Source organism: Streptomyces sp. NPDC048411 (genome assembly GCF_040704695.1).
GTDB lineage: Bacteria > Actinomycetota > Actinomycetes > Streptomycetales > Streptomycetaceae > Streptomyces.
The window spans coordinates 76,811-96,005 of sequence record NZ_JBEZKL010000006.1 but is presented as its reverse complement, the minus strand read 5'-3'; the positions used below and the strand labels follow the sequence as shown (position 1 = coordinate 96,005).

Here is a 19,195-nt window from a genome sequence, read left to right as displayed (position 1 = left end):
TCATTCACTTCTTGAATGCACCACTACCCAAAGTCCCCATCAAGGGAGAATTGCACACACTGTGTAGCTGATGCGTTGATTGATCAAAGCGAAGCCCAGGTGGCACCGAGTGCCATCATTTGAGAAGTGCAGTTCGCGAAATCCCGCTCATCTGAGCAATGCGCCCCTCAAGGGTGGCGAGAATCACGCCCCGGCAGGCGCTCAGATGTCACTATCCGGACGCCCTCGAGGCCACGCACGGTCATGCGCCGACCGCAAAGCGCGAAAGAAATGCGGATGGGGCACCCCCCTCGCACGCCACGGCGCCCCACACCATCCGGTCCATCCTCGATTCACTCTCGATTCGCTCCGGATTTATGCTCAGATGAGCGGGAGTGAATCAAGGGCACCCGGTGCCTCAGCCGCCCGAGGTGTCGAGCTCGGCTTCCGCACTCACGCCCGAGCAGTCGTAGGGGTCCTTCAGCCAGCCGTCCGGCAGCACCACACGGTTGTTGCCGGAGGTACGCCCGCGCGGCCCGTCCGCCCCGTCCGGCCAGGCCTGGTCCAGGTCGAGCTCGTGCAGCTGCGCACCCAGCTCGTCCAGCGACGAGGTGATCGCCAGCTTCTTGCGCATCTCCGAGCCGACCGAGAAGCCCTTGAGATACCAGGCCACATGCTTACGGAAGTCGATCACGCCACGGGTCTCGTCGCCGATCCACTCCCCCAGCAGCGTCGCGTGCCGCAGCATCACCGTCGCGACCTCCCGGAGCGTCGGCGCCTGCCTGGCCTCCGTACCCTCGAAGGCACTCACCAGGTCTCCGAAGAGCCACGGGCGCCCCAGGCAGCCGCGGCCCACGACCACGCCGTCGCAGCCGGTCTCGCCCATCATCCGGCGGGCGTCGTCCGCACACCAGATGTCGCCGTTGCCGAGGACCGGAATCTCCGGGACGTGCTCCTTGAGGCGGGCGATCGCGTCCCAGTCGGCGGTGCCGCCGTAGTGCTGGGCGGCGGTCCTGCCGTGCAGGGCGACAGCCGTGACGCCCTCCTCCACCGCGATCCGGCCCGCGTCGAGGTAGGTGAGATGGTCGTCGTTGATGCCCTTGCGCATCTTGATGGTGACCGGCAGGTCGCCCGCGTTGGATACGGCCTCGTTGAGGATCGCGCGCAGCAGCGGCCGCTTGAACGGGAGCGCGGAGCCGCCGCCCTTGCGGGTCACCTTGGGGACCGGGCAGCCGAAGTTCAGGTCGATGTGGTCGGCGAGGTTCTCGTCGACGATCATGCGGACGGCCTTGCCGACGGTGACCGGGTCCACTCCGTACAGCTGGATCGAGCGCGGGGTCTCGCTCGCGTCGAAGTGGATGAGCTGCATGGTCTTCTCGTTGCGCTCGACCAGCGCCCGCGTCGTGATCATCTCGCTGACGAACAGCCCCTTGCCGCCGGAGAACTCCCGGCACAGGGTGCGGAACGGAGCGTTGGTGATACCGGCCATGGGCGCGAGCACCACCGGCGGCTGCACCGCGTGCGGGCCGATCCGGAGCTGCGGGAGCGAGGGGGCGAGCGTGGTCATTGCTCCATTGTCGCGTACGGCGGAAACTGCTTCGGCGGGCCCAGGGGCGAGAAGCGGGCAACTGCACGGGCGAAGGTCGTTAGTTAACCGTACTATCCATGTATGCCCGAGCTCAGCCACCGCCGACGGCAACTCGTACTGCTGCAGCCGCTTCCTGGTCTCGTCGTCGGCGGGGGTGTACGTCACCATGCGCGGCCCGGACGACGGGCCGAGCCACAGGTCGGTGTGGTCGAGGCGGAGCAGCCCGACACGGGCGTTGCGGAAGAGTTTGGTCCGGCCGCCGGGGCCGAGCACCTCGTGCCGCGCCCAGACCTCCCGGAACTCCGGCGAGGGCGCCTCAAGCCGCCCGAGGAGTGCCTTCCAGGCGGGCTCGGCCGCGTTGGCGCTGGGCGTGGCCACGCTCGGAACGCTGTTCCTCTCCCTAGTCCCGGGCTCGGGGATGCGGAACGCGCTGGCCGTGACGCTACTGGTGCAGCTGGCCGCGGTGGCGCTGACGACGCTGCTGAGTCTGCGGCTGCCCCGCAGGGTGGCGTGAGCACGGGGCGGCAACGGGGCACCGACAAGGGCGTGGGCCCGGATCACTCGAGGTGATCCGGGCCCACGGTCGTACGGGTGGTGAGGAGGTGTCAGCTCTGTGCCGACGTGTCCTGCTCGGGAGCGCCCGGCTGCGAGGAGTCGTCCGACGACGGCTCGGTCTGCGCGGCGGCCGGTCCCGTCTGCGCACGCTCACGCATCTTGCGGAGCAGCTCCTGCTTCTGGTCGGCCGCCGCCTTGCGGTCGGCATTGCGCGCGGGGCCCGCGTCTTGCTGATCGGCGCGGGACAGCTTCTTGCGCTGTCCGCCGACACCGAGAAGGTTGTTGCGGCTCTTGGCCACGGGGTTCTCCCATTCGTGGTGAGACGTCCTGAGACATGAGGTCGTGAGCGACCTGGAATCGATCCGGTGGGCGGCGGGCGATCGAACCCGCCGCGCTCTCACTCGTAGATCTGGAAGAACGAAGACATGCGGGAACCGTACCCCGGCCGGACCGGGCGCAGCACCCGAATTTCGGTCGGTGCCGTTTTCGGCCGGTGTCGTTTTCAGCCGATGCCGTTTTTTGCCCCGCCGCCCGCACCGAAGGCCTCAGGCCGTCGGGTCGATCGTCGCCTGGTGGGCCCGCGTCAGGTGTTCCTCGGCCTTGAGCCAGGGCAGGAACTGCACGCCCTTGCGCCAGTCGCACGTGTCGCAGCTCGGTTGCCGCTGTATCCCCGACTTCCGTACATGGACGACATGTTCGCGGCCGTGCTGATCCCATCGGCTGACCTTGCTCGTGGTCATGGACGGCATCCGAGCCTCCCGTTGACGCATGGTCGCGTGGTGCCCAGTGTGCAACGAAGCCCCCGGTTCCGTACGGGGAACCGGGGGCTTCGCGGTGGAACCGTGATGCGTCAGCAGCCGAGCAGACGGGCGCCGAGGTACGCCTGGATCTGGTCCAGCGAGACGCGCTCCTGCTTCATGGTGTCGCGCTCGCGCACCGTGACCGCGTTGTCGTCGAGGGTGTCGAAGTCGACGGTGACGCAGAACGGCGTACCGATCTCGTCCTGGCGGCGGTAGCGGCGGCCGATGGCGCCCGCGTCGTCGAACTCGATGTTCCAGTTCTTCCGCAGGTCGGTGGCGAGGCCCTTGGCCTTCGGCGACAGCTGCGGGTTGCGGGAGAGCGGCAGCACCGCGACCTTGACCGGCGCGAGGCGCGGGTCGAGGCGCATCACGGTGCGCTTCTCCATGACGCCCTTGGCGTTGGGCGCCTCGTCCTCGATGTAGGCGTCGAGGAGGAAGGCGAGCATCGAACGGCCGACACCGGCCGCGGGCTCGATGACGTACGGAGTCCAGCGCTCGCCGGCCTCCTGGTCGAAGAACGACAGGTCCGTGCCGGAAGCGGCGGAGTGGGCCTTGAGGTCGTAGTCCGTGCGGTTGGCGACGCCCTCCAGCTCGCCCCACTCGCTGCCGCCGAAGCGGAAGCGGTACTCGATGTCAGCGGTGCGCTTGGAGTAGTGGGAGAGCTTCTCCCTCGGGTGCTCGAACCACCGCATGTTCTCCTCGCGCAGGCCCAGGTCCGTGTACCAGTTCCAGCGCTGCTCCATCCAGTACTCGTGCCACTGCTCGTCCTCGCCCGGCTTGACGAAGAACTCCATCTCCATCTGCTCGAACTCGCGGGTGCGGAAGATGAAGTTGCCCGGAGTGATCTCGTTCCGGAAGGACTTGCCCATCTGCGCGATGCCGAACGGTGGCTTCTTGCGCGAGGTCTGCTGTACCTGGCCGAAGTTGGTGAAGATGCCCTGCGCGGTCTCGGGGCGCAGGTAGGCGACCGAGCCGGAGTCCTGGGTCGGGCCGAGGTGCGTGGAGAGCAGGCCCGAGAACTGCTTGGGCTCGGTGAAGGTGCCCTTGTTGCCGCAGTTCGGGCAGTTGAGATCGGCGAGCCCGTTGACCGGCGGCTTGCCGTGCTTCTCCTCGTACGCCTCCTCCAGGTGGTCCGCGCGGAAGCGCTTGTGACAGGAGGTGCACTCGGTCAGCGGGTCGGTGAACGTGGCGACGTGGCCGGAGGCGCTCCAGACCTCGGGGGCGAGGATGACCGACGAGTCGAGACCGACCACGTCCTCGCGCGAAGTGACCATGTAGCGCCACCACTGGCGCTTGAGGTTCTCCTTCAGCTCGACGCCCAGCGGCCCGTAGTCCCAGGCGGCGCGCTGGCCACCGTAGATCTCACTGCAGGGATAGACGAAGCCACGGCGCTTGCTCAGGCTGACGATGGAGTCGATCTTGTCGGCGGCCACGGTGCTCTCTTCATTACGACGACGAAATTGGACAGGGGTGGCGCGAAGCGCCTCGGTGGGGGGTGGTGGTCGGGAGACGGGCGGGCGAATGCTTCAGATTACCGGCGGGCACGCCCTCCGGATCAAATCGATGCGCGGACGGCTCACCCGGTGGGCGTCCCACCTGGCTTGTTGACAATCGTTTCCAGTTTTGTTGAAAATGACTGTCATGAACATACGCCGCCTCATACCTACCGCTGCCGTCGCCGGAGCAGTCGTCCTCGGGCTCACGGCCCTCTCCGCCTGCTCCCCGTCGGACGCCGCCGACCGCAAGGCCGGCGACAAGCTGAATGTGGTGGCGTCGTTCTATCCCATGCAGTTCCTTGCCGAGGAGATCGGCGGGACCCACGTCTCGGTCAGCACGCTGACCAAGCCGGGCGTCGAGCCGCATGACCTGGAGCTCAGTCCGCGGCAGATCGGCGGACTCGGCGACGCCGACTACGTCCTCTACCTCAAGGGTATCCAGCCCGCCGTCGATGACGCGATCAAGTTGTCCGGGTCGACCCACAGCGTCGACGCGGCGAAGCTGACCACGCTGGAGGACCACGGCACCGAGACCGGCGGCGACGAGCACGGCCACGACCACAAGGGCGAGGGCGCCGGGGCCGACCCGCACATCTGGCTGGACCCGGTGAAGTACGCCGAGGTCGCCAAGGGCGTCGGCGCATCCCTGGAGAAGACCGACCCCGGCCACGCAGCGGACTACCGCAAGAACACGGACGCCCTGGTCAAGAGGCTCGACGCGCTGAACACGGCGTACGAGACGGGCTTGAAGAACACCGCCACCAAGACGTTCATCACCACGCACTCGGCCTTCGGCTACCTCGCCGAGCGCTACGGCCTGGTCCAGGAGGGCATCGCCGGCATCGACCCCGAGGCCGAGCCCAGCCCCGCCCGGATCCAGGAGATCCACACCATCGCGAAGAAGACCAAGGCCACCACGGTCTTCTTCGAGACCCTCGCCAGCGACAAGACCGCGAAGACCGTCGCGGCGGACACCGGCCTGAGGACCGACGTCCTCGACCCGCTCGAGGGAATCACGGACAAGTCCAAGGGCGCTGACTACTTCGAGGTCATGCAGTCCAACCTCGCCGCCCTCCAGAAGGCGCTCGGCGCGAAGTGACCCTCGTAACACCCGCCACAGCAGCATCGGAGGCGCTCATGCCCGAGCCCGAGAGCACCCAGCCCGACCCCGTGATAGCCCTGCGCGGAGCCACCGCGACCCTCGGCGCGCGCCCAGTGCTGCGTGGCATCGACCTCACCCTGCACCGCGGTGAGGTCGCCGCGCTGCTCGGCGCCAACGGCTCCGGCAAGTCCACGGCCGTCCGGTCCGTCATCGGCCAGGTCCCGCTCACCGGCGGCTCGGTCGAGCTGTTCGGCACCCCCCTGCGCCGCTTCCGCAGCTGGGCGCGGATCGGCTACGTACCGCAGCGCACCACGGCGGCCAGCGGGGTTCCCGCCACCATCCGTGAGGTCGTCTCCGCCGGGCGGCTGTCCCGTACGAAGCTGGGGCTGCTCCGCAAGGCGGACCGGGCCGCCGTCGACCGCGCCATCGCGCTCGTCGGCCTGGCCGACCGGGCCGGGGACTCGGTGAGCGCGCTCTCCGGCGGTCAGCACCAGCGGGTGCTGATCGCGCGGGCACTCGCCGCCGAGCCCGAGCTGCTGATCATGGACGAGCCCATGGCCGGCGTCGACCTGGCCAGCCAGGAGATCCTCGCCGAGACGCTGCGCGAGCAGGTGGCGGCCGGCACCACCGTGCTGCTCGTCCTGCACGAGCTGGGCCCGCTGGAACCCCTCATCGACCGCGCGATCGTCCTCCGCGACGGCTGTGTGATGCATGACGGGCCGCCCCCGAAGGCCGTCGGCCAGCACGCGCTGCCCGGCCACGACCATGTACACCCCCATGCGGCTTCCGAGCCCGTCCGGACGGGACTGCTGACCTGATCATGGAATTTCTCCAGCCCCCCTTCATGCAGCGGGCCCTGCTCGCCGCCGTACTGGTCGGCGTCATCGCCCCCGCCGTCGGCATCTACCTCGTGCAGCGCCGCCAGGCCCTGATGGGCGACGGCATCGGCCACATCGCGATGACCGGTGTCGGTCTCGGCTTCCTGCTCTCCACCAGCCCGGTCTGGATGGCCACGGCCGTCGCCGTCGTCGGCTCGATCATCATGGAACTGGTCCGCTGGTACGGACGCACGCGCGGCGACATCGCGCTGGCCATGCTCTTCTACGGCGGTATGGCGGGCGGTGTGCTGCTGATCAATCTCTCCGACACCGGCTCCAACGCCAACCTCACCTCGTACCTCTTCGGCTCCCTCTCCACGGTCTCGTCCGAGGACATCACCGCGATCTGCCTGCTCGCCGCCTTCGTACTGCTGGTGACGCTGGGCCTGCGGCGACAGCTGTTCGCGGTCAGTCAGGACGAGGAGTTCGCGCGGGTCACCGGACTGCCGGTGCGCGCACTCAATCTGCTGATCGCGGTCACGGCGGCGGTAACCGTCACCGTGGCGATGCGGGTCGTCGGTCTGCTGCTGGTCAGCGCGCTGATGGTGGTCCCGGTCGCCGCGGCGCAGCAGATCTCGAAGTCCTTCAAGGTGACGTTCGTGCTGTCCGTCGTCATCGGTACGACGGTGACCCTGGCCGGCACCGTGACCTCCTACTACCAGGACGTACCGCCCGGCGCGACCATCGTGCTGCTGGCCATCGGCGTCTTCGTCGCACTGACCCTGCTCGCCACGCCGCTGGCCAGAAGGCGCGCCCGCAGCAGCGACGCAGTCTCGGCGGAGTGCACCCTGGAAGGGGAGACTCCGGAAGTACCGGCTGCCCGCCCGGCCACGAACGGCGTCCGGGTCTGACCCCGGCACACGGGCGGGCTGGCACAATGGCCCGACACATGTACGGGCGACATGAGGAGGCACCTGTGGCGACGGCGCCGATCAGTGGAACGAACGCAGCCCCGGTACGCGGCCGGTCGACCCGGCAGCGGGCCGCGGTGGCGGCGGCGCTCGACGAGGTGGACGAGTTCCGCAGCGCCCAGGAGCTGCACGATGTACTCAAGCACCGCGGTGACTCGGTCGGACTGACCACCGTCTACCGCACCCTGCAGTCCCTCGCCGACGCGGGCGAGGTGGACGTCCTGCGCACGACGGACGGTGAGTCCGTCTACCGGCGCTGCTCGACCGGCGAGCACCACCACCATCTGGTGTGCCGGGTCTGCGGCAAGGCGGTCGAGGTCGAGGGTCCCGCGGTGGAACAGTGGGCGGAGACGATCGCTTCGCAGCACGGGTATGTGAACGTGGCCCACACGGTGGAAATCTTCGGGACGTGCGCGGAGTGCGCGGCACCGCCGGAGAGCTGAGCGGGGCCGGCGGTACGCGGGACCGGCGGGCGGTGCTCGAAGGAGCGCCGCCCGCCGGTGCGTCCTGGTGACGGGCGCCGGTGCGTCAGGCGGTGGCCGCCGGTGCGTCACACGGTACGGAACGCCAGCACCACGTTGTGGCCGCCGAAGCCGAAGGAGTTGTTGAGCGCCGCGATCCGTCCGTCGGGCAGGGGGCGGGGCTCGTCACGGACGATGTCGGCGTCCGCGGCGATCGCCGGGTCGGGGTCGTCGACGTTGATGGTCGGCGGGGCGAGCCTGTGGTGCAGGGCGAGCACGGTGGCGATCGTCTCCACGCCGCCCGCACCGCCGATCAGGTGTCCGGTCATGGACTTGGTGGCCGATATCGCGAAGTGGTCGGTGTGGTCGCCGAAGACCTGGCGCAGCGCCCTGATCTCGGCGACGTCGCCGAGCGGGGTCGAGGTGGCGTGCGCGTTGATGTGCGCGATCTCGGCGGGTTCGAGGCCGGTGGAGTCCGTCAGGGACCGCAGCGCGGCGGATATGCCGCGGCCCGTCGGCTCCGGCTGGGTGATGTGGTGGCCGTCGAAGGAGACGCCTTCGCCGAGGGCCTCGGCGTAGACCCTGGCACCGCGCCGGGCGGCGTGGTCGGCGGACTCCAGGACGACGAGGCCCGCGCCCTCGCCCAGGACGAAACCGTCGCGCCCGGTGTCGAAGGGGCGCGAGGCTCCGGTCGGATCACCGTTGTTCTTGGACATCGCCATCATGTTGCCGAACGCGGCGAAGTTCAGCGGGTGCACCGCCGCCTCGGTGCCGCCGGCGACAACGACATCGGCGCGGCCGCTGCGGATCATGGTGATGGCGTAGCCGATGGCCTCGGCACCGGAGGCGCAGGCGCTCGCGAAGGTGTGGACCCCGGCGCGGGCACCGACTTCGAGGCTGATGTGGGCCGACGCGGTGTTGGGCATCATCATCGGGATCGTGTGCGGGGAGACCTTGCGGGCTCCCCGCGTCTTGAGGATGTCGTACTGCTGGAGCGTGGACGTCACCCCGCCCACCGCGGTGGCGACCACGACGCCGAGGCGGTCGGGGTCGACCGGCTCGTCGTCTCCCGCCCGGCCCTTGAAACCGGCGTCCTCCCACGCCTCGCGGGCCGCGACGAGGGCGAACTGGGCGGCGCGGTCGAGCCTGCGCGCCTGCGCGGGCGGGAAGTTCCCCGCGGGCTCCACCGCGATCTCGGCGGCAATGCGCACCGGGAGTTCCTCGGCCCATGCGTGCGGGAGCCGTCGGACGCCGGAGCGCCCGGCGAGCAGGGCGTCCCAGGTCGCGGTGGTGTCGCCACCGAGCGGCGTGGTCGCGCCCATGCCGGTGACCACTACAGTGCGGTTCTTCTTATCCACAGAAATCTGTCTCCAACGTCTGAACTGGAATTGCGCGGCCTCGGGTCCGCTCCGGCTCGCTCTGTTTCTCACTGCGTCCTGGGGCGATCGAACCGTCAGGGATGGCGGATGAGCGTGGTTTCCATATCCCCTTCCACGACTGCTCCGACGGCAGATACCACGGCGCTTTCCACGGCCGATTCAACGGTCGATTCCATGGCTGATTCCGTGGCCGATTCCGTGGCTCTGAACGTGTGGAGCGGAAGGGGACGTCCCGCCTGGGGGTGTGCCCGTTGGTGCGGAATTCCGCCGTCCCGGTCCTGGGCGGTGGCGATTTTCCGGGATATGCGTACGGCCGTCGCCAGCAAGTGGCTGACGCATTGCGGTCCGCCGGCCCCGGCGAGATCCGTCACCAGGGACAGGGACGCGACGACGGCTCCGGCGCGGTCCCGCAGCGGCGCGGCGGCCGCGAAGGTGCACCGCTCCGTCCGGAAGTCGCCCGCGGCGTAACCCGACCGCCTGACCTGGCTGACGATCCTGCGCAGGACCAGGGGGTCGGGCACTGTCCCTGCCGGGTGCCGGGTCAGCGTGCGGGCCAGGATGTCCTCCTGCGCGTCGGGGCTCGCGTAGGCGAGCAGGACATTTCCCGGGGCCGTGGTGTGCAGGGGGAACCGGTCGCCGACGGTCATCGGTGCCACACGCACCGGACCGCCCCAGCCGAGACTCTCCAGCCAGATCCCCTCGGCGCCGTCGCGGACCGAGAGATTCACCGTTGCTTTCGTCTTCTCGTGGAGTCGCAGCATGTGCGGCAGCGCCGCGGCGCGCAGCGCGCGGTGCCGCGGCGCGTGCGCGGCCAGTTCCCACAGCCTCAGCCCGATGGTGTATTTACCCCCTTCCCCCCGCTCCAGCACCCCCAGGGAGACGAGCTTGGTCGCCATGCGGTGTGCCGTCGCCACGGGAAGGCCGGACAGGCGGCTGATATCGCTCACCGACAGCGAGTGGTCCCGACCGCTGAAGACGCCGAGAACACTGAAGGCGCGCTCCACAACCGAGCGGTTTTCCGTGGTGTTGCGCATTTCCATCCGTAGGCCTCGCTTTCGCCTGGTGCATCTTTGTGCACTGCGATCCCCCGATGAGACGGGCAAGATCCTCACAGGTATGGAGCAATGGTGAAGGTCGCTTCGATGACACAGAGGAAGCCAGTGCCCTAACAAGCACGTCACCCGCCCGTCGGCGGCGACGGCATGAGCGCCGTCGCGCGACGGGCGGGTGATCGCCAGGGGCCGGCCGTCTCCGGACCGGCCGTCACCCCGGTTGCCGCACGGGCCGCGTGACGGGGCGTCGGAGCCCGGCCACACGGCCGTGCCAGGTCACTGCGGCGGCAGGTCGCGGCGCGGGTGCCGGGGGCGCAGGGACGGGTCGACCGCGGGGATGCCCACTCTGAAGAAGACCAGCGGGCGTTCGCCGTCCTCGGCCCCGCACAGGGCGGCCAGGTCCCCGACCGTGTGCGGGCAGTCGATGACGTGGCTCTGGGGGTGGACGTAGATCCCCTGCCGGAAGAGGTCCAGCCAGAGGCGGGTGACCAGGCGTCCGGCCGTCACCTCCTGAGCCGGGTCCTCGCCCTTGCCCAGGATCACCAGGACGACGCCGTCACCGGCGGTCGCGCCGGAGGAGAGCGGGGTGAGGAGGCGCGGCAGCCCCAGCGGGCGCAGCGCCCGGTAGACGGCCGGGAAGAAGAGCAGTCCCATGAGGAAGCGCTCCACCCGGTTCAGTACCAGCATGACGTCGTTCAGACCGTCGCGGTGGTATTTGGGGTGACGGGGGCTCAGCCGGGTCCATGCCATGAGTTCGGCGGCGATTCCGGGGTCGCCGAAGAACCAGTGGTAGGCGCGGACGAGCAGCGGTCTGGCCGCGGCCGTGCTGATCGCGGCCACCCGGAAGCCAGCCGTGCGGGCGGTTTCCCGCGCGGCCTCGATCGCCTCCGGGTCGATCTGCTGCGGGGTCCAGGCGCCGCGCCAGACCCGGCGCCCGGCGATGTCGGACGCCCGGAAGCCGGTGTCGTAGGGGCGCTCGGCCGGCCGCAGCCGGCCCACGCGCCGGGCCGTGATGTCGAGGTCGAGGTCGAAGCCGACGGCGATGCCCTTCTCGGCCGCGGCGATGAGCAGGCTCTCCACGTACGTGCCCAGCGACAGCCGCAGGTCGCGGTGGGCCGGGTCGCTCGGCCCCAGCGCGTCCTCGGCGCGCCAGCCGACCTCGATGTGGTCGGTGCCGTGGCGGAGTTCCCAGGGCTGGGTGTTGTGCGCGTTCGCTGCCCGGGAGGCCTCGGTGGCGACCTCGCTCAGCCGGTCCAGGAACGTGGTCGTCTTCTCGGGACTCGTCATGCTCTGGCTCCGTCCTTGTGACGCCGCTCCTCGGCCACGGCGGTGTACGCCCCGGTAGTCGGGCCGGCGGTCGGGCCGGTGATGGCCGGAGCCGTTTCCCCGGCCGACTCCCGGATACCGAACCGGCCGTGGACGCTCCGCAGCCAGGAAGGGGCCCACCAGCTGATGCGGCCGGTGGCCCGCAGCGATGCCGGTACGAGCGCGCCGCGCACCAGGACGGCGTCGATGAGGATCGCCAGGCCGGTAGCGGCGCCGTACAGCTTGATCAGGGACACGCCGGAGGTGAGCATCGCGAAGAAGGAGACCGCGAGGATGGCCGCGGCCGCGGTGATCACCGGCCCGCTCGCGCCGAGGCCGTCGCGGACGGCGGTGGCCAGGTCTCCGGTGCGCTCGTAGTGCTCCTTGATCCGGGAGATCAGGAAGACTTCGTAGTCCATCGACAGTCCGAAGGCGATGCAGAAGACCAGGACCGGCATGGAAACCGCCAGCGGCGAGGGGGTGAAGCCGAGGGCGTCGGAGAGGTTGCCGTCCTGGAAGATCCAGACCGTCACGCCGAGGATCGAGACCAGGCTGAGCAGGTTGAGCAGCAGTGCCCTGATCGGCTGGACCACGCTGCCGGTGAGCAGGAACAGGAACAGGAGGCTGAAAACCACGATCAGGACGAGGGCGATCGGCAGCTTGTCGGCGATGGACTGGTTGATGTCGGTGACCTGAGCCGCCTGACCGCCGACGAGCACGCGGTTGCCGGCCGGAGGGTCGATGTCCCGTACGTCGTGAGCGAGTTGGGATCCCTCGGAGGAGTACGGGGCCACGTCCGTCTGGACCTGGAGCCAGGTCGCGGTGCCGTTGTCGTAACGGGCCGCCTGGGCCGCCGGCATGGGAGCGGCCTTGGCGCCCTTCTCGAAGACGCCCGCGGCGCTGACGACCTTGGTCACCTCGTCCGTCCGGGACAGGGCGGTGGCGTACGTCGCGAGGTCCGCGTCGGTGCCCTTCCAGTTCCGGGCGACCACATTGAGCGCGTGCTCGTCGCCGGTACCGAAGTCCTTGCGCAGCGCCTCGGCCACGACCCGGCTCTCGCTGCTCTTCGGCAGCACCCGCTCGTCGGGGACGCCGAACTGCGAGTGGCCGAAGGGCAGTGCGATGCCGATCAGCAGGATGACGACGGGCGTGGCGAGCAGCAGCGGCCGGCGGAACGCGAGACCGGCGATGCGGCCCCAGGTGGTGTTCGCGGCGGGGCGGGGCGCGGTCCGCCGGGCCCAGCCCAGGGCGTCGATCCTGTCGCCGAGCAGGATGAGGGCCGGGGGCAGCAGCAGGAGGGCGCCACCGACGGACAGCAGGACCACCGAGATACCGGCAAAGGCGAAGGAGCGCAGGAAGTACTGGTCGAAGACCAGCAGCGTGGCGAGGGCGGCACCAACGACGCCGCCGCTGACGAACACGGTGCGGCCCGCGGTCGCACGGGTGACGCGGAGGGCGTCGGCGTTGCTGCGGCCGGCGGCGCGTTCCTCGCGGTAGCGGGTGACGATCAGCAGGCTGTAGTCGACCGCGAGCCCGAGGCCGAGCGCGGTGACGAGGTTCACCCCGAAGACCGAGACGTCGGTGAACCGGGAGAGGACGTTGAGAATGCCTATGGAGCCGACCACGGTGAGCAGCGCGAGCAGCAGCGGGAGCAGCGCCGCGATCACGCCGCGGAACACGAGAACGAGCAGCAGCAGCGTCAGCGGGATCGCGATGGTCTCCGCGGCGACGATGTCCTTCTCGATCTGTGTGTTCATGTCGTTGTTGACGGCGTTGATGCCGCCGAAGGACACCGCCACGTCGCCGCCCGGGTCGGACAGGTCCTCGTGGAGCTTCTTGGTGGTCTGGAGGCTTTCGTTCTCGTCACCGTTGACCCGGACCAGGACCAGTCCCGCGTCGTCGGTGCGCAGCGACGGGTCGGGGGTGGCGAAGTACGAGGAGACGATCCGGGCTCCGGAGCTCTCGCCGATCGTCGTGGTGACCCGGTGGGCGGCGGCGCGCGCTTCGGCGCTGTCGACCCCGCCCTTGGCGTCCTTGATTATGACCACCAGGTTGGGCTGGCTCTCCGGGAAGGAGTGCTCCAGCGCCGAGGCGGCGGCCACGGAGTCGGAGTCGGGGTTGTCGAACCCGCCGGACTTGAGGTTTTCAAGTACTCCTGCGCCGGCCGCGCCGGTGATGATCAGGAACAGCAGCCCTGCGAGCAGTGTGAACCACGGGCCGCGTCGGCTCTGCCGACCGCTTTGGGGTGGCACCGAAGTGGTCACCATGGGAGGTCCTTTCGTTCTTCTCTGACGGTTCGTCCGATGCCTGTCCGGGCTCTGCCGGGCACTGTCGGGCCTCATCGGTACTGGGCGTTGCGTCGAGGAGCACGGCTCGTCCTCTGCAGGACACGCCTGTCGATGGACCGACCCGAGTCAGAATGATGCTCCCATTTGAGAGCACCGATCTGGATATGAATCAGTGTGGCCATTCAGTGAACACTGCTCCAAGAGCAATGATCTGATCGTGGACCAGCGATCCAATCAGTGACCACGAGGCAAACTTGAGGCCATGAGGGTGATCCGAGGAGCCTGAGAAAGGGCCCGCACCGAGGCCGGCAGGGGCGGCGGCGGGCCGGGTCGCCGGGCGGCGATACCGTACGGACATCCGCGGGACACGCGCGACGGCAGATCGATACCCGCCCTTGAAGTCATGTTCATTCCGCTGAGTGAAAAGGCGCGCCGCCGGCCCTCCCCCCTTGCATAACTCTGAGTGCGCGGCGCGAAGTTGACGCACAGCCAGGTCAGGACGCTCCATCACCACGACCTTCAGGGAACCTCGTTGCCCGAATGTCCTGGCACGACCTGTCATTTCGTCCACTTCTGACGCCGCGTCACGCAATCCGTCACTATCGGATCGGGGTATCAGCAGCTGTGACTGGTATAGCCATCGTCGGCATGTCGTGCCGCTTTCCCGGCGCCGGGAACCTCAACGAGTTCTGGCAGATGACCATCAACGCCGAGCCGCAGTTCGCAGGGGTGCCCGAATCGCGCTGGGATCACTCCAAGTACCACAGACCGGGCGATTTCCGGGAATCGCACAGTACGTACACCGACCGGGTGGCCTTCCTCCCCGCCATCGACCAGTTCGCCCCGTCCCACTACGGCGTGCCACCGCGCCGGGCGAGGGCCATGGACCCCCAGCAACGCCTCTTCGTCGACCTCGCCCGGGAGGCCCTGCAGGACGCCGGCTGGGAGCGGGGCTCCTTCGACCGCGCGACGACAGGCGTGTTCGCCGGGGTGTCCTCGATCGACTACCGCGACGCGACCTTCGCACGGACCAACGCCAGGCTCCTCGCGGATGGTTCGTTTCACCTCGGCGAGGACGACCCCGAGCTCCTGGCCGGCCTGGAAAAGGCCGCCGGGTCGGCGGTCATGCCCGTGGGGCCGTTCTCCATCGCCGGTGTCATCGGCAACATGGTGCCGGCCGCCGCGAGCGAGGTGTTCGACCTCGGCGGTCCCTCGTACGCCGTCGACGCGGCCTGCTCGTCGGCGCTGGTGGCACTGGACACGGCGGTACGGAGCCTGCGGTCGGGCGGGTGCTCGGCGGCTCTCGTCGGCGGGGTCTTCCTCAACCTCACGCCCAACGCGCTGATCGGCTTCTCCCGGGCCGGCGCGCTCTCCCGGGACGGCGTGTGCCGGCCGTTCGACGAGCGGGCGGACGGCTTCGTGCTCGGCGAGGGCGGCGGTGTGCTGGTGCTCCGTCCGCTGGCGGACGCCCTGGCGGCCGGCGACCGCGTCTACGCCGTCGTGAGCGGCGTCGGCACCGCCAACGACGGGCGCGGCGGCGGCCCGATGACGCCGCAGGCCCAGGGGCAGCTGGCCGCGCTGCGCGCCGCCTACCGGGACGCCGGAGTGGCCCCGGGGGCGATCGGCCTGCTGGAGGCCCACGGCACCGGCACGCCGGTCGGCGACCGCACCGAGATGGAGGCGATGCGCCTGCTGCGCGAAGAGGCGGGCCAGACCCGGCCCTGCTACGTCTCCTCGTCCAAGGCCCTCATCGGCCACACCCTCTCCGCGGCGGGCGCGGCGGGCCTCGTACGGGCCGCCCTGGCCCTGCACCACGGTGTCGTACCGCCGCAGCCCGCCGAGCACCGCGCCGGCCCCGAGCTGCGGCTCGACGAGTCGGGGCTGCGCCTGGCCACCGCGCCGCAGGAGTGGCCGCGGGACGAGCCGCGCAGGGCCGGGGTCAGCTCGTTCGGCTTCGGCGGCACGAACGTCCACGCCGTCCTCGAAGGCGCGCCGCTCCCGGAGTCCGGGGCCGATCCCGCCCCGGAGCGGCCCGAACGGGAGGACGAGCCGTGGCTGTTCCTCCTGTCCGCCGGCTCGATACCTCAACTGGCCCGGCACGCCCGGAAGATCCGGGACGCCGTCACCACGTCCGCCGCGCAGCCCGCCGCGGTGGCCCGCACCCTGGCCGGCCGCGAGCTGCTCACCGCCCGCCTGTCGTTCGCCGCCGCCACGCGCCAGGAGCTCCTCGACCGGCTCGACCTGGCCGCCCGGCGCCTGGACGAGGGCGCCATCGGCGAGCTGGCCCCCGGCGTCCACGCCGCGGCCAAGCCGCTGCCCGAGGCGGAGCGGAAGATCGCCTTCGCCTTCCCCGGGCAGGGGGCGCAGCAGCCGGGGATGCTCGCCGACCTGGTCCGGCGCTTCCCGGCGTCGGCCCGGCGCGCCGAGGAACTGACCGCCCTGACCGCCGAGGAGTCGGCAGAGCTCCCCGCGCGACTGCCCGACCTGCTCTGGGCGCAGCACGGGCCCGACGACGCCGAGGCGATGGCGGCCCTCACGCTCACCGACCTGTGCCAGCCCGCGCTCGGCATCACCGCAGTCGCCACCACCGAGCTGCTGGCCGCCTGCGGCGTCGTCCCCTCCCTCACCGTCGGGCACAGCGTCGGCGAGTTCCCGGCGGCGGCCGCGGCCGGCGCGATCGCGGCGGACGAGACGGTCCGGTTCATGGCCCGGCGGGGCGCAGCACTCGCCGCCGCCGTACCGGCCGGAACCGGCGTGATGCTCGCCGTCCAGGCGACGCACGAGAAGGCGGAGAAGCTCGCCGCCGACGTGGACGGGGTCTGGCCCGCCTGCTACAACCACGAGCACCAGCTGGTGTTCAGTGGCGGCGAGGCGGCCGTGGAGCGGCTGCGAGAGCGCTGCGCGGAGCGCGGCGTGGCCGCGGTGCGGCTGCGGGTGTCGCACGCCTTCCACTCGCCGCTGGTGGCCGCGGCCGACGAGGCGGTGACCCATCGCATCGCGGCCCTGCCGCTCGTGGCGCCCGCCCGTACCTTCGTCTCCGGCGTCGGCGGCCGGGTGTGCGACCGGCCGCAGGAGATCCGGGACCTGTGGAGCCGGCACAACAGCGTCCCCGTGCGCTTCAGTGAGGCCGTCACGTCGGTGGCGGACGCCGGGGCCCGTTTCCTGGTGCAGATCCACGGCGGCGACTCGCTGCTTCGGATGGCTCGGCGCACCCCTGGTGCCAAGATGCTGGACGTCGTACCGCTCACCACGAGCCGGCCGGACGGCGCGCGGGCCTTCCTGACGGCGCTGGGCAGGCTCGCGGTGGCGGGTGTGCCGGTGGATCCCGCCCCGCTCTTCCCGGCCGACGCCCCGCCGCTGCTGTCGCTTCCGGCGTCACCCCTGGAGACCTCGTCCTTCACGGTCCTCAAGGGAACGGGCCGGAAGCGGACCACCGACGCCCCGCGCCCCGACACTCCCGCCCCTGCCGCCCTGGCCTCCGCTGTCGCCCCTGCCGCCTCAGTGGCCTCTGCGGCCGTCGTCACGGCCCCGGCTCCGGTCGTCGTCGCGCCCACGGCCGCCGTGCCGTACCGCTCCACGACCGACCACACGTCCGCCGTCTCCACCCACTCGAACGGTGAATCGAGCATGAGCAGCCTTATTTCGTTCCTCCACGCCCAGGTCGATCTGCTGCAGTCGGTCGGCGCCGTCGCGGTCGACGGCCCGGTACCGAACGGTGCGCCGGCGAGCGTGACCGCAGCTGCGCGTCCGGTCCCCGTCCCGGTGCCCCCTGCCGACGTCCTCACGACCCACACCCCGGCGGTCGGGACCGCTGACCCGGCGGACGTGGTGACGTCCCGTGTGCTCTCCGCGACAGCCAAGGTCAGCGCGTACTCCGAGGACTTCCTGCAGCCGGAGCACGTGTTCGCCACCGACCTCGGCTTCGACTCGATCATGCTCGCCGAGCTCGCCGCGGGCCTGCGCAGGCAGTGGCCGGACATCGAGGTACGGGCCTCGGACATGGTGAGGATCAGCACCGTCGGCGAGCTGATCACGACGGTCCAGGAGCTCCTCGGTACCGCCCCCACCACCACCCCCGCCTCGGTGCCGGTACCCACCGAGGTCCCCGCCGTACCCTCCGTGCCCGCGCCCCGCACCGAGGCTGTCCCCGCGCCGGACCGCACCGCGACCGGTGATGTCAGGGCCCTGCCCGAAGTCGTCGCCACGCTCGAACGCACACGCATGTACGAGCGCTTCGGCGTCCGCAACCCCTACTACCTTCCGCACGAGGGCACGATCCGGGACGTCACCCGGGTCGAGGGCACCGAGCTGATCTCGTTCTCCAGCTACAACTACCTGGGCCTGTCCGGCCACCCGACCGTCGTCAAGGCCGTGACCAAGGCGGTCAAGCAGTACGGCAGCTCGGTCTCGGCCGCCCGCATCCTGTCCGGCAACCGTCCGCTGCACGAGGAACTCGACCGGGGCCTCGCCCGCCTCGTCGGCGCCCAGGACGCGGTCACGCTGGTCAGCGGCCATGCCACCAACGTCACGGTCATCGGCCACCTGGTGGGCCCCGAGGACCTGATCCTGCACGACGCGCTCGCGCACGACAGCATCATCCAGGGCTGCCGTCTGTCGGGGGCGAGCCGCCAGCCGTTCCCGCACAACGACATCGCCGCCCTGGACCGGATCCTGCACCAGGTGCGCGACCGCTACCGCCGGGTGCTGATCGTGGTCGAGGGCGTGTACAGCATGGACGGCGACATCGCCGACCTGCCCGCCCTGATCGCCGTCAAGCAGCGGCACGCGGCGCTGTTGATGGTGGACGAAGCCCACAGCATCGGCGTGCTGGGCAAGACCGGCGGCGGCATCGGTCAGCACTGGGGCGTCGACGCCGACGACGTCGACGTGTGGATGGGCACCCTGTCCAAGTCACTGGCGAGCTGCGGCGGTTACGTGGCCGGCCGGCACGAGTTGATCGAGCACTTCCGCTACACCCTCCCCGGCTTCATCTACAGCGCCGGCCTCACCCCGCCGAACACCGCCGCCTCCCTGGCCGCGCTGCGGGTGATCCAGGAGGAGCCCGAGCGGCTCGACCGGCTCCACCAGCGCTCGGCCCTGTTCCTGCGGCTCTCCGCGGCGGCCGGGATCGACGTCGGTACCAGCGAGGGCACGCCGGTCGTGCCGTGCATCACCGGCGACTCGGAGATGGCCCTCAAGCTCGCCGACCGGCTCTACCGGCGTGGCATCAGCGCCAACCCGATCCTGCACCCGGCGGTCGAGGAGCGGCTGGCCCGGCTCCGGTTCTTCATCACCTCCGAACACACCGAGGAGCAGATCGAGTACACGGTGAAGGTCATGGCCGAGGAGCTGGCGAAGCCGGCCTGACCCGTCGGCGTCCCGAACCGCCGGCGTCCTCGTC

Annotated in this window: 13 protein-coding genes and 2 pseudogenes; 6 read left to right on the top strand and 9 right to left on the bottom strand. The window is 70.3% G+C overall.

Going from position 1 to position 19,195, the window contains the following annotated elements:
• Window positions 1–397: 397 nt before the first annotated feature.
• Both dusB and AB0915_RS04200 read right to left on the bottom strand, forming a co-directional pair.
• Window positions 398–1,546 (bottom strand): tRNA dihydrouridine synthase DusB, encoded by a 1,149-nt coding sequence (gene dusB / locus AB0915_RS04205; protein WP_366689639.1) that lies wholly within the window; start codon window positions 1,544–1,546, stop codon window positions 398–400.
• A gap of 201 nt (window positions 1,547–1,747) precedes the next feature.
• Window positions 1,748–1,945, bottom strand: a pseudogene (locus AB0915_RS04200) (XRE family transcriptional regulator); the annotation flags it as partial.
• Between AB0915_RS04200 and AB0915_RS04195 the strand changes: the two are divergent.
• Window positions 1,920–2,081: pseudogene (locus AB0915_RS04195) on the top strand (MFS transporter); the annotation flags it as partial. The pseudogenes AB0915_RS04200 and AB0915_RS04195 overlap by 26 nt on opposite strands.
• A gap of 91 nt (window positions 2,082–2,172) precedes the next feature.
• Here the strand turns inward: AB0915_RS04195 and AB0915_RS04190 are convergent.
• The 3 genes from AB0915_RS04190 to AB0915_RS04180 all read right to left on the bottom strand — a co-directional run bounded on the left by AB0915_RS04190 (window position 2,173) and on the right by AB0915_RS04180 (window position 4,355).
• The gene (locus AB0915_RS04190) at window positions 2,173–2,421 is read right to left on the bottom strand and encodes a DUF6243 family protein (protein ID WP_366689613.1); all 249 of its coding nucleotides are present in this window, start codon (window positions 2,419–2,421) and stop codon (window positions 2,173–2,175) included.
• Between the two features lie 246 nt (window positions 2,422–2,667).
• Entirely contained in the window at window positions 2,668–2,871 is a 204-nt protein-coding gene (locus AB0915_RS04185) for a hypothetical protein (protein ID WP_366689612.1), read from the bottom strand.
• 101 nt (window positions 2,872–2,972) lie between these two features.
• The gene (locus AB0915_RS04180) at window positions 2,973–4,355 is read right to left on the bottom strand and encodes a glycine--tRNA ligase (RefSeq protein ID WP_366689611.1); all 1,383 of its coding nucleotides are present in this window, start codon (window positions 4,353–4,355) and stop codon (window positions 2,973–2,975) included.
• Window positions 4,356–4,563: 208 nt separating this feature from the next.
• On the opposite strand from AB0915_RS04180, the gene AB0915_RS04175 reads away from it, so the two are divergent.
• The 4 genes from AB0915_RS04175 to AB0915_RS04160 all read left to right on the top strand — a co-directional run bounded on the left by AB0915_RS04175 (window position 4,564) and on the right by AB0915_RS04160 (window position 7,752).
• A complete protein-coding gene (locus tag AB0915_RS04175) occupies window positions 4,564–5,517 on the top strand; it encodes a metal ABC transporter substrate-binding protein (RefSeq protein ID WP_366689610.1) in 954 nt (317 codons plus the stop codon).
• Between the two features lie 38 nt (window positions 5,518–5,555).
• Window positions 5,556–6,338 carry a metal ABC transporter ATP-binding protein gene (locus tag AB0915_RS04170; protein ID WP_366689609.1) on the top strand — a complete coding sequence of 261 codons (783 nt, stop codon included), beginning with the start codon at window positions 5,556–5,558 and terminating at the stop codon, window positions 6,336–6,338.
• A 2-nt stretch (window positions 6,339–6,340) separates the two neighbouring features.
• Window positions 6,341–7,249, top strand: a complete 909-nt coding sequence (locus tag AB0915_RS04165) for a metal ABC transporter permease (RefSeq protein ID WP_366689608.1) — start codon at window positions 6,341–6,343, stop codon at window positions 7,247–7,249.
• A 65-nt stretch (window positions 7,250–7,314) separates the two neighbouring features.
• Entirely contained in the window at window positions 7,315–7,752 is a 438-nt protein-coding gene (locus tag AB0915_RS04160; protein WP_366689607.1) for a transcriptional repressor, read from the top strand.
• A 107-nt stretch (window positions 7,753–7,859) separates the two neighbouring features.
• On the opposite strand, the gene AB0915_RS04155 is transcribed toward AB0915_RS04160, so the two are convergent.
• The 4 genes from AB0915_RS04155 to AB0915_RS04140 all read right to left on the bottom strand — a co-directional run bounded on the left by AB0915_RS04155 (window position 7,860) and on the right by AB0915_RS04140 (window position 13,773).
• On the bottom strand, window positions 7,860–9,128 hold the full coding sequence (locus tag AB0915_RS04155; protein ID WP_366689606.1) for a beta-ketoacyl-[acyl-carrier-protein] synthase family protein: 1,269 nt from the start codon (window positions 9,126–9,128) through the stop codon (window positions 7,860–7,862).
• 95 nt (window positions 9,129–9,223) lie between these two features.
• On the bottom strand, window positions 9,224–10,183 hold the full coding sequence (locus AB0915_RS04150) for an IclR family transcriptional regulator (protein WP_366689605.1): 960 nt from the start codon (window positions 10,181–10,183) through the stop codon (window positions 9,224–9,226).
• Between the two features lie 294 nt (window positions 10,184–10,477).
• On the bottom strand, window positions 10,478–11,488 hold the full coding sequence (locus tag AB0915_RS04145) for a hypothetical protein (RefSeq protein WP_366689604.1): 1,011 nt from the start codon (window positions 11,486–11,488) through the stop codon (window positions 10,478–10,480).
• Window positions 11,485–13,773 carry an MMPL family transporter gene (locus tag AB0915_RS04140; protein WP_366689603.1) on the bottom strand — a complete coding sequence of 763 codons (2,289 nt, stop codon included), beginning with the start codon at window positions 13,771–13,773 and terminating at the stop codon, window positions 11,485–11,487. The genes AB0915_RS04145 and AB0915_RS04140 overlap by 4 nt, the downstream gene beginning before the upstream one ends.
• A gap of 645 nt (window positions 13,774–14,418) precedes the next feature.
• On the opposite strand from AB0915_RS04140, the gene AB0915_RS04135 reads away from it, so the two are divergent.
• The gene (locus AB0915_RS04135; RefSeq protein ID WP_366689602.1) at window positions 14,419–19,161 is read left to right on the top strand and encodes an aminotransferase class I/II-fold pyridoxal phosphate-dependent enzyme; all 4,743 of its coding nucleotides are present in this window, start codon (window positions 14,419–14,421) and stop codon (window positions 19,159–19,161) included.
• Window positions 19,162–19,195: the final 34 nt, after the last annotated feature.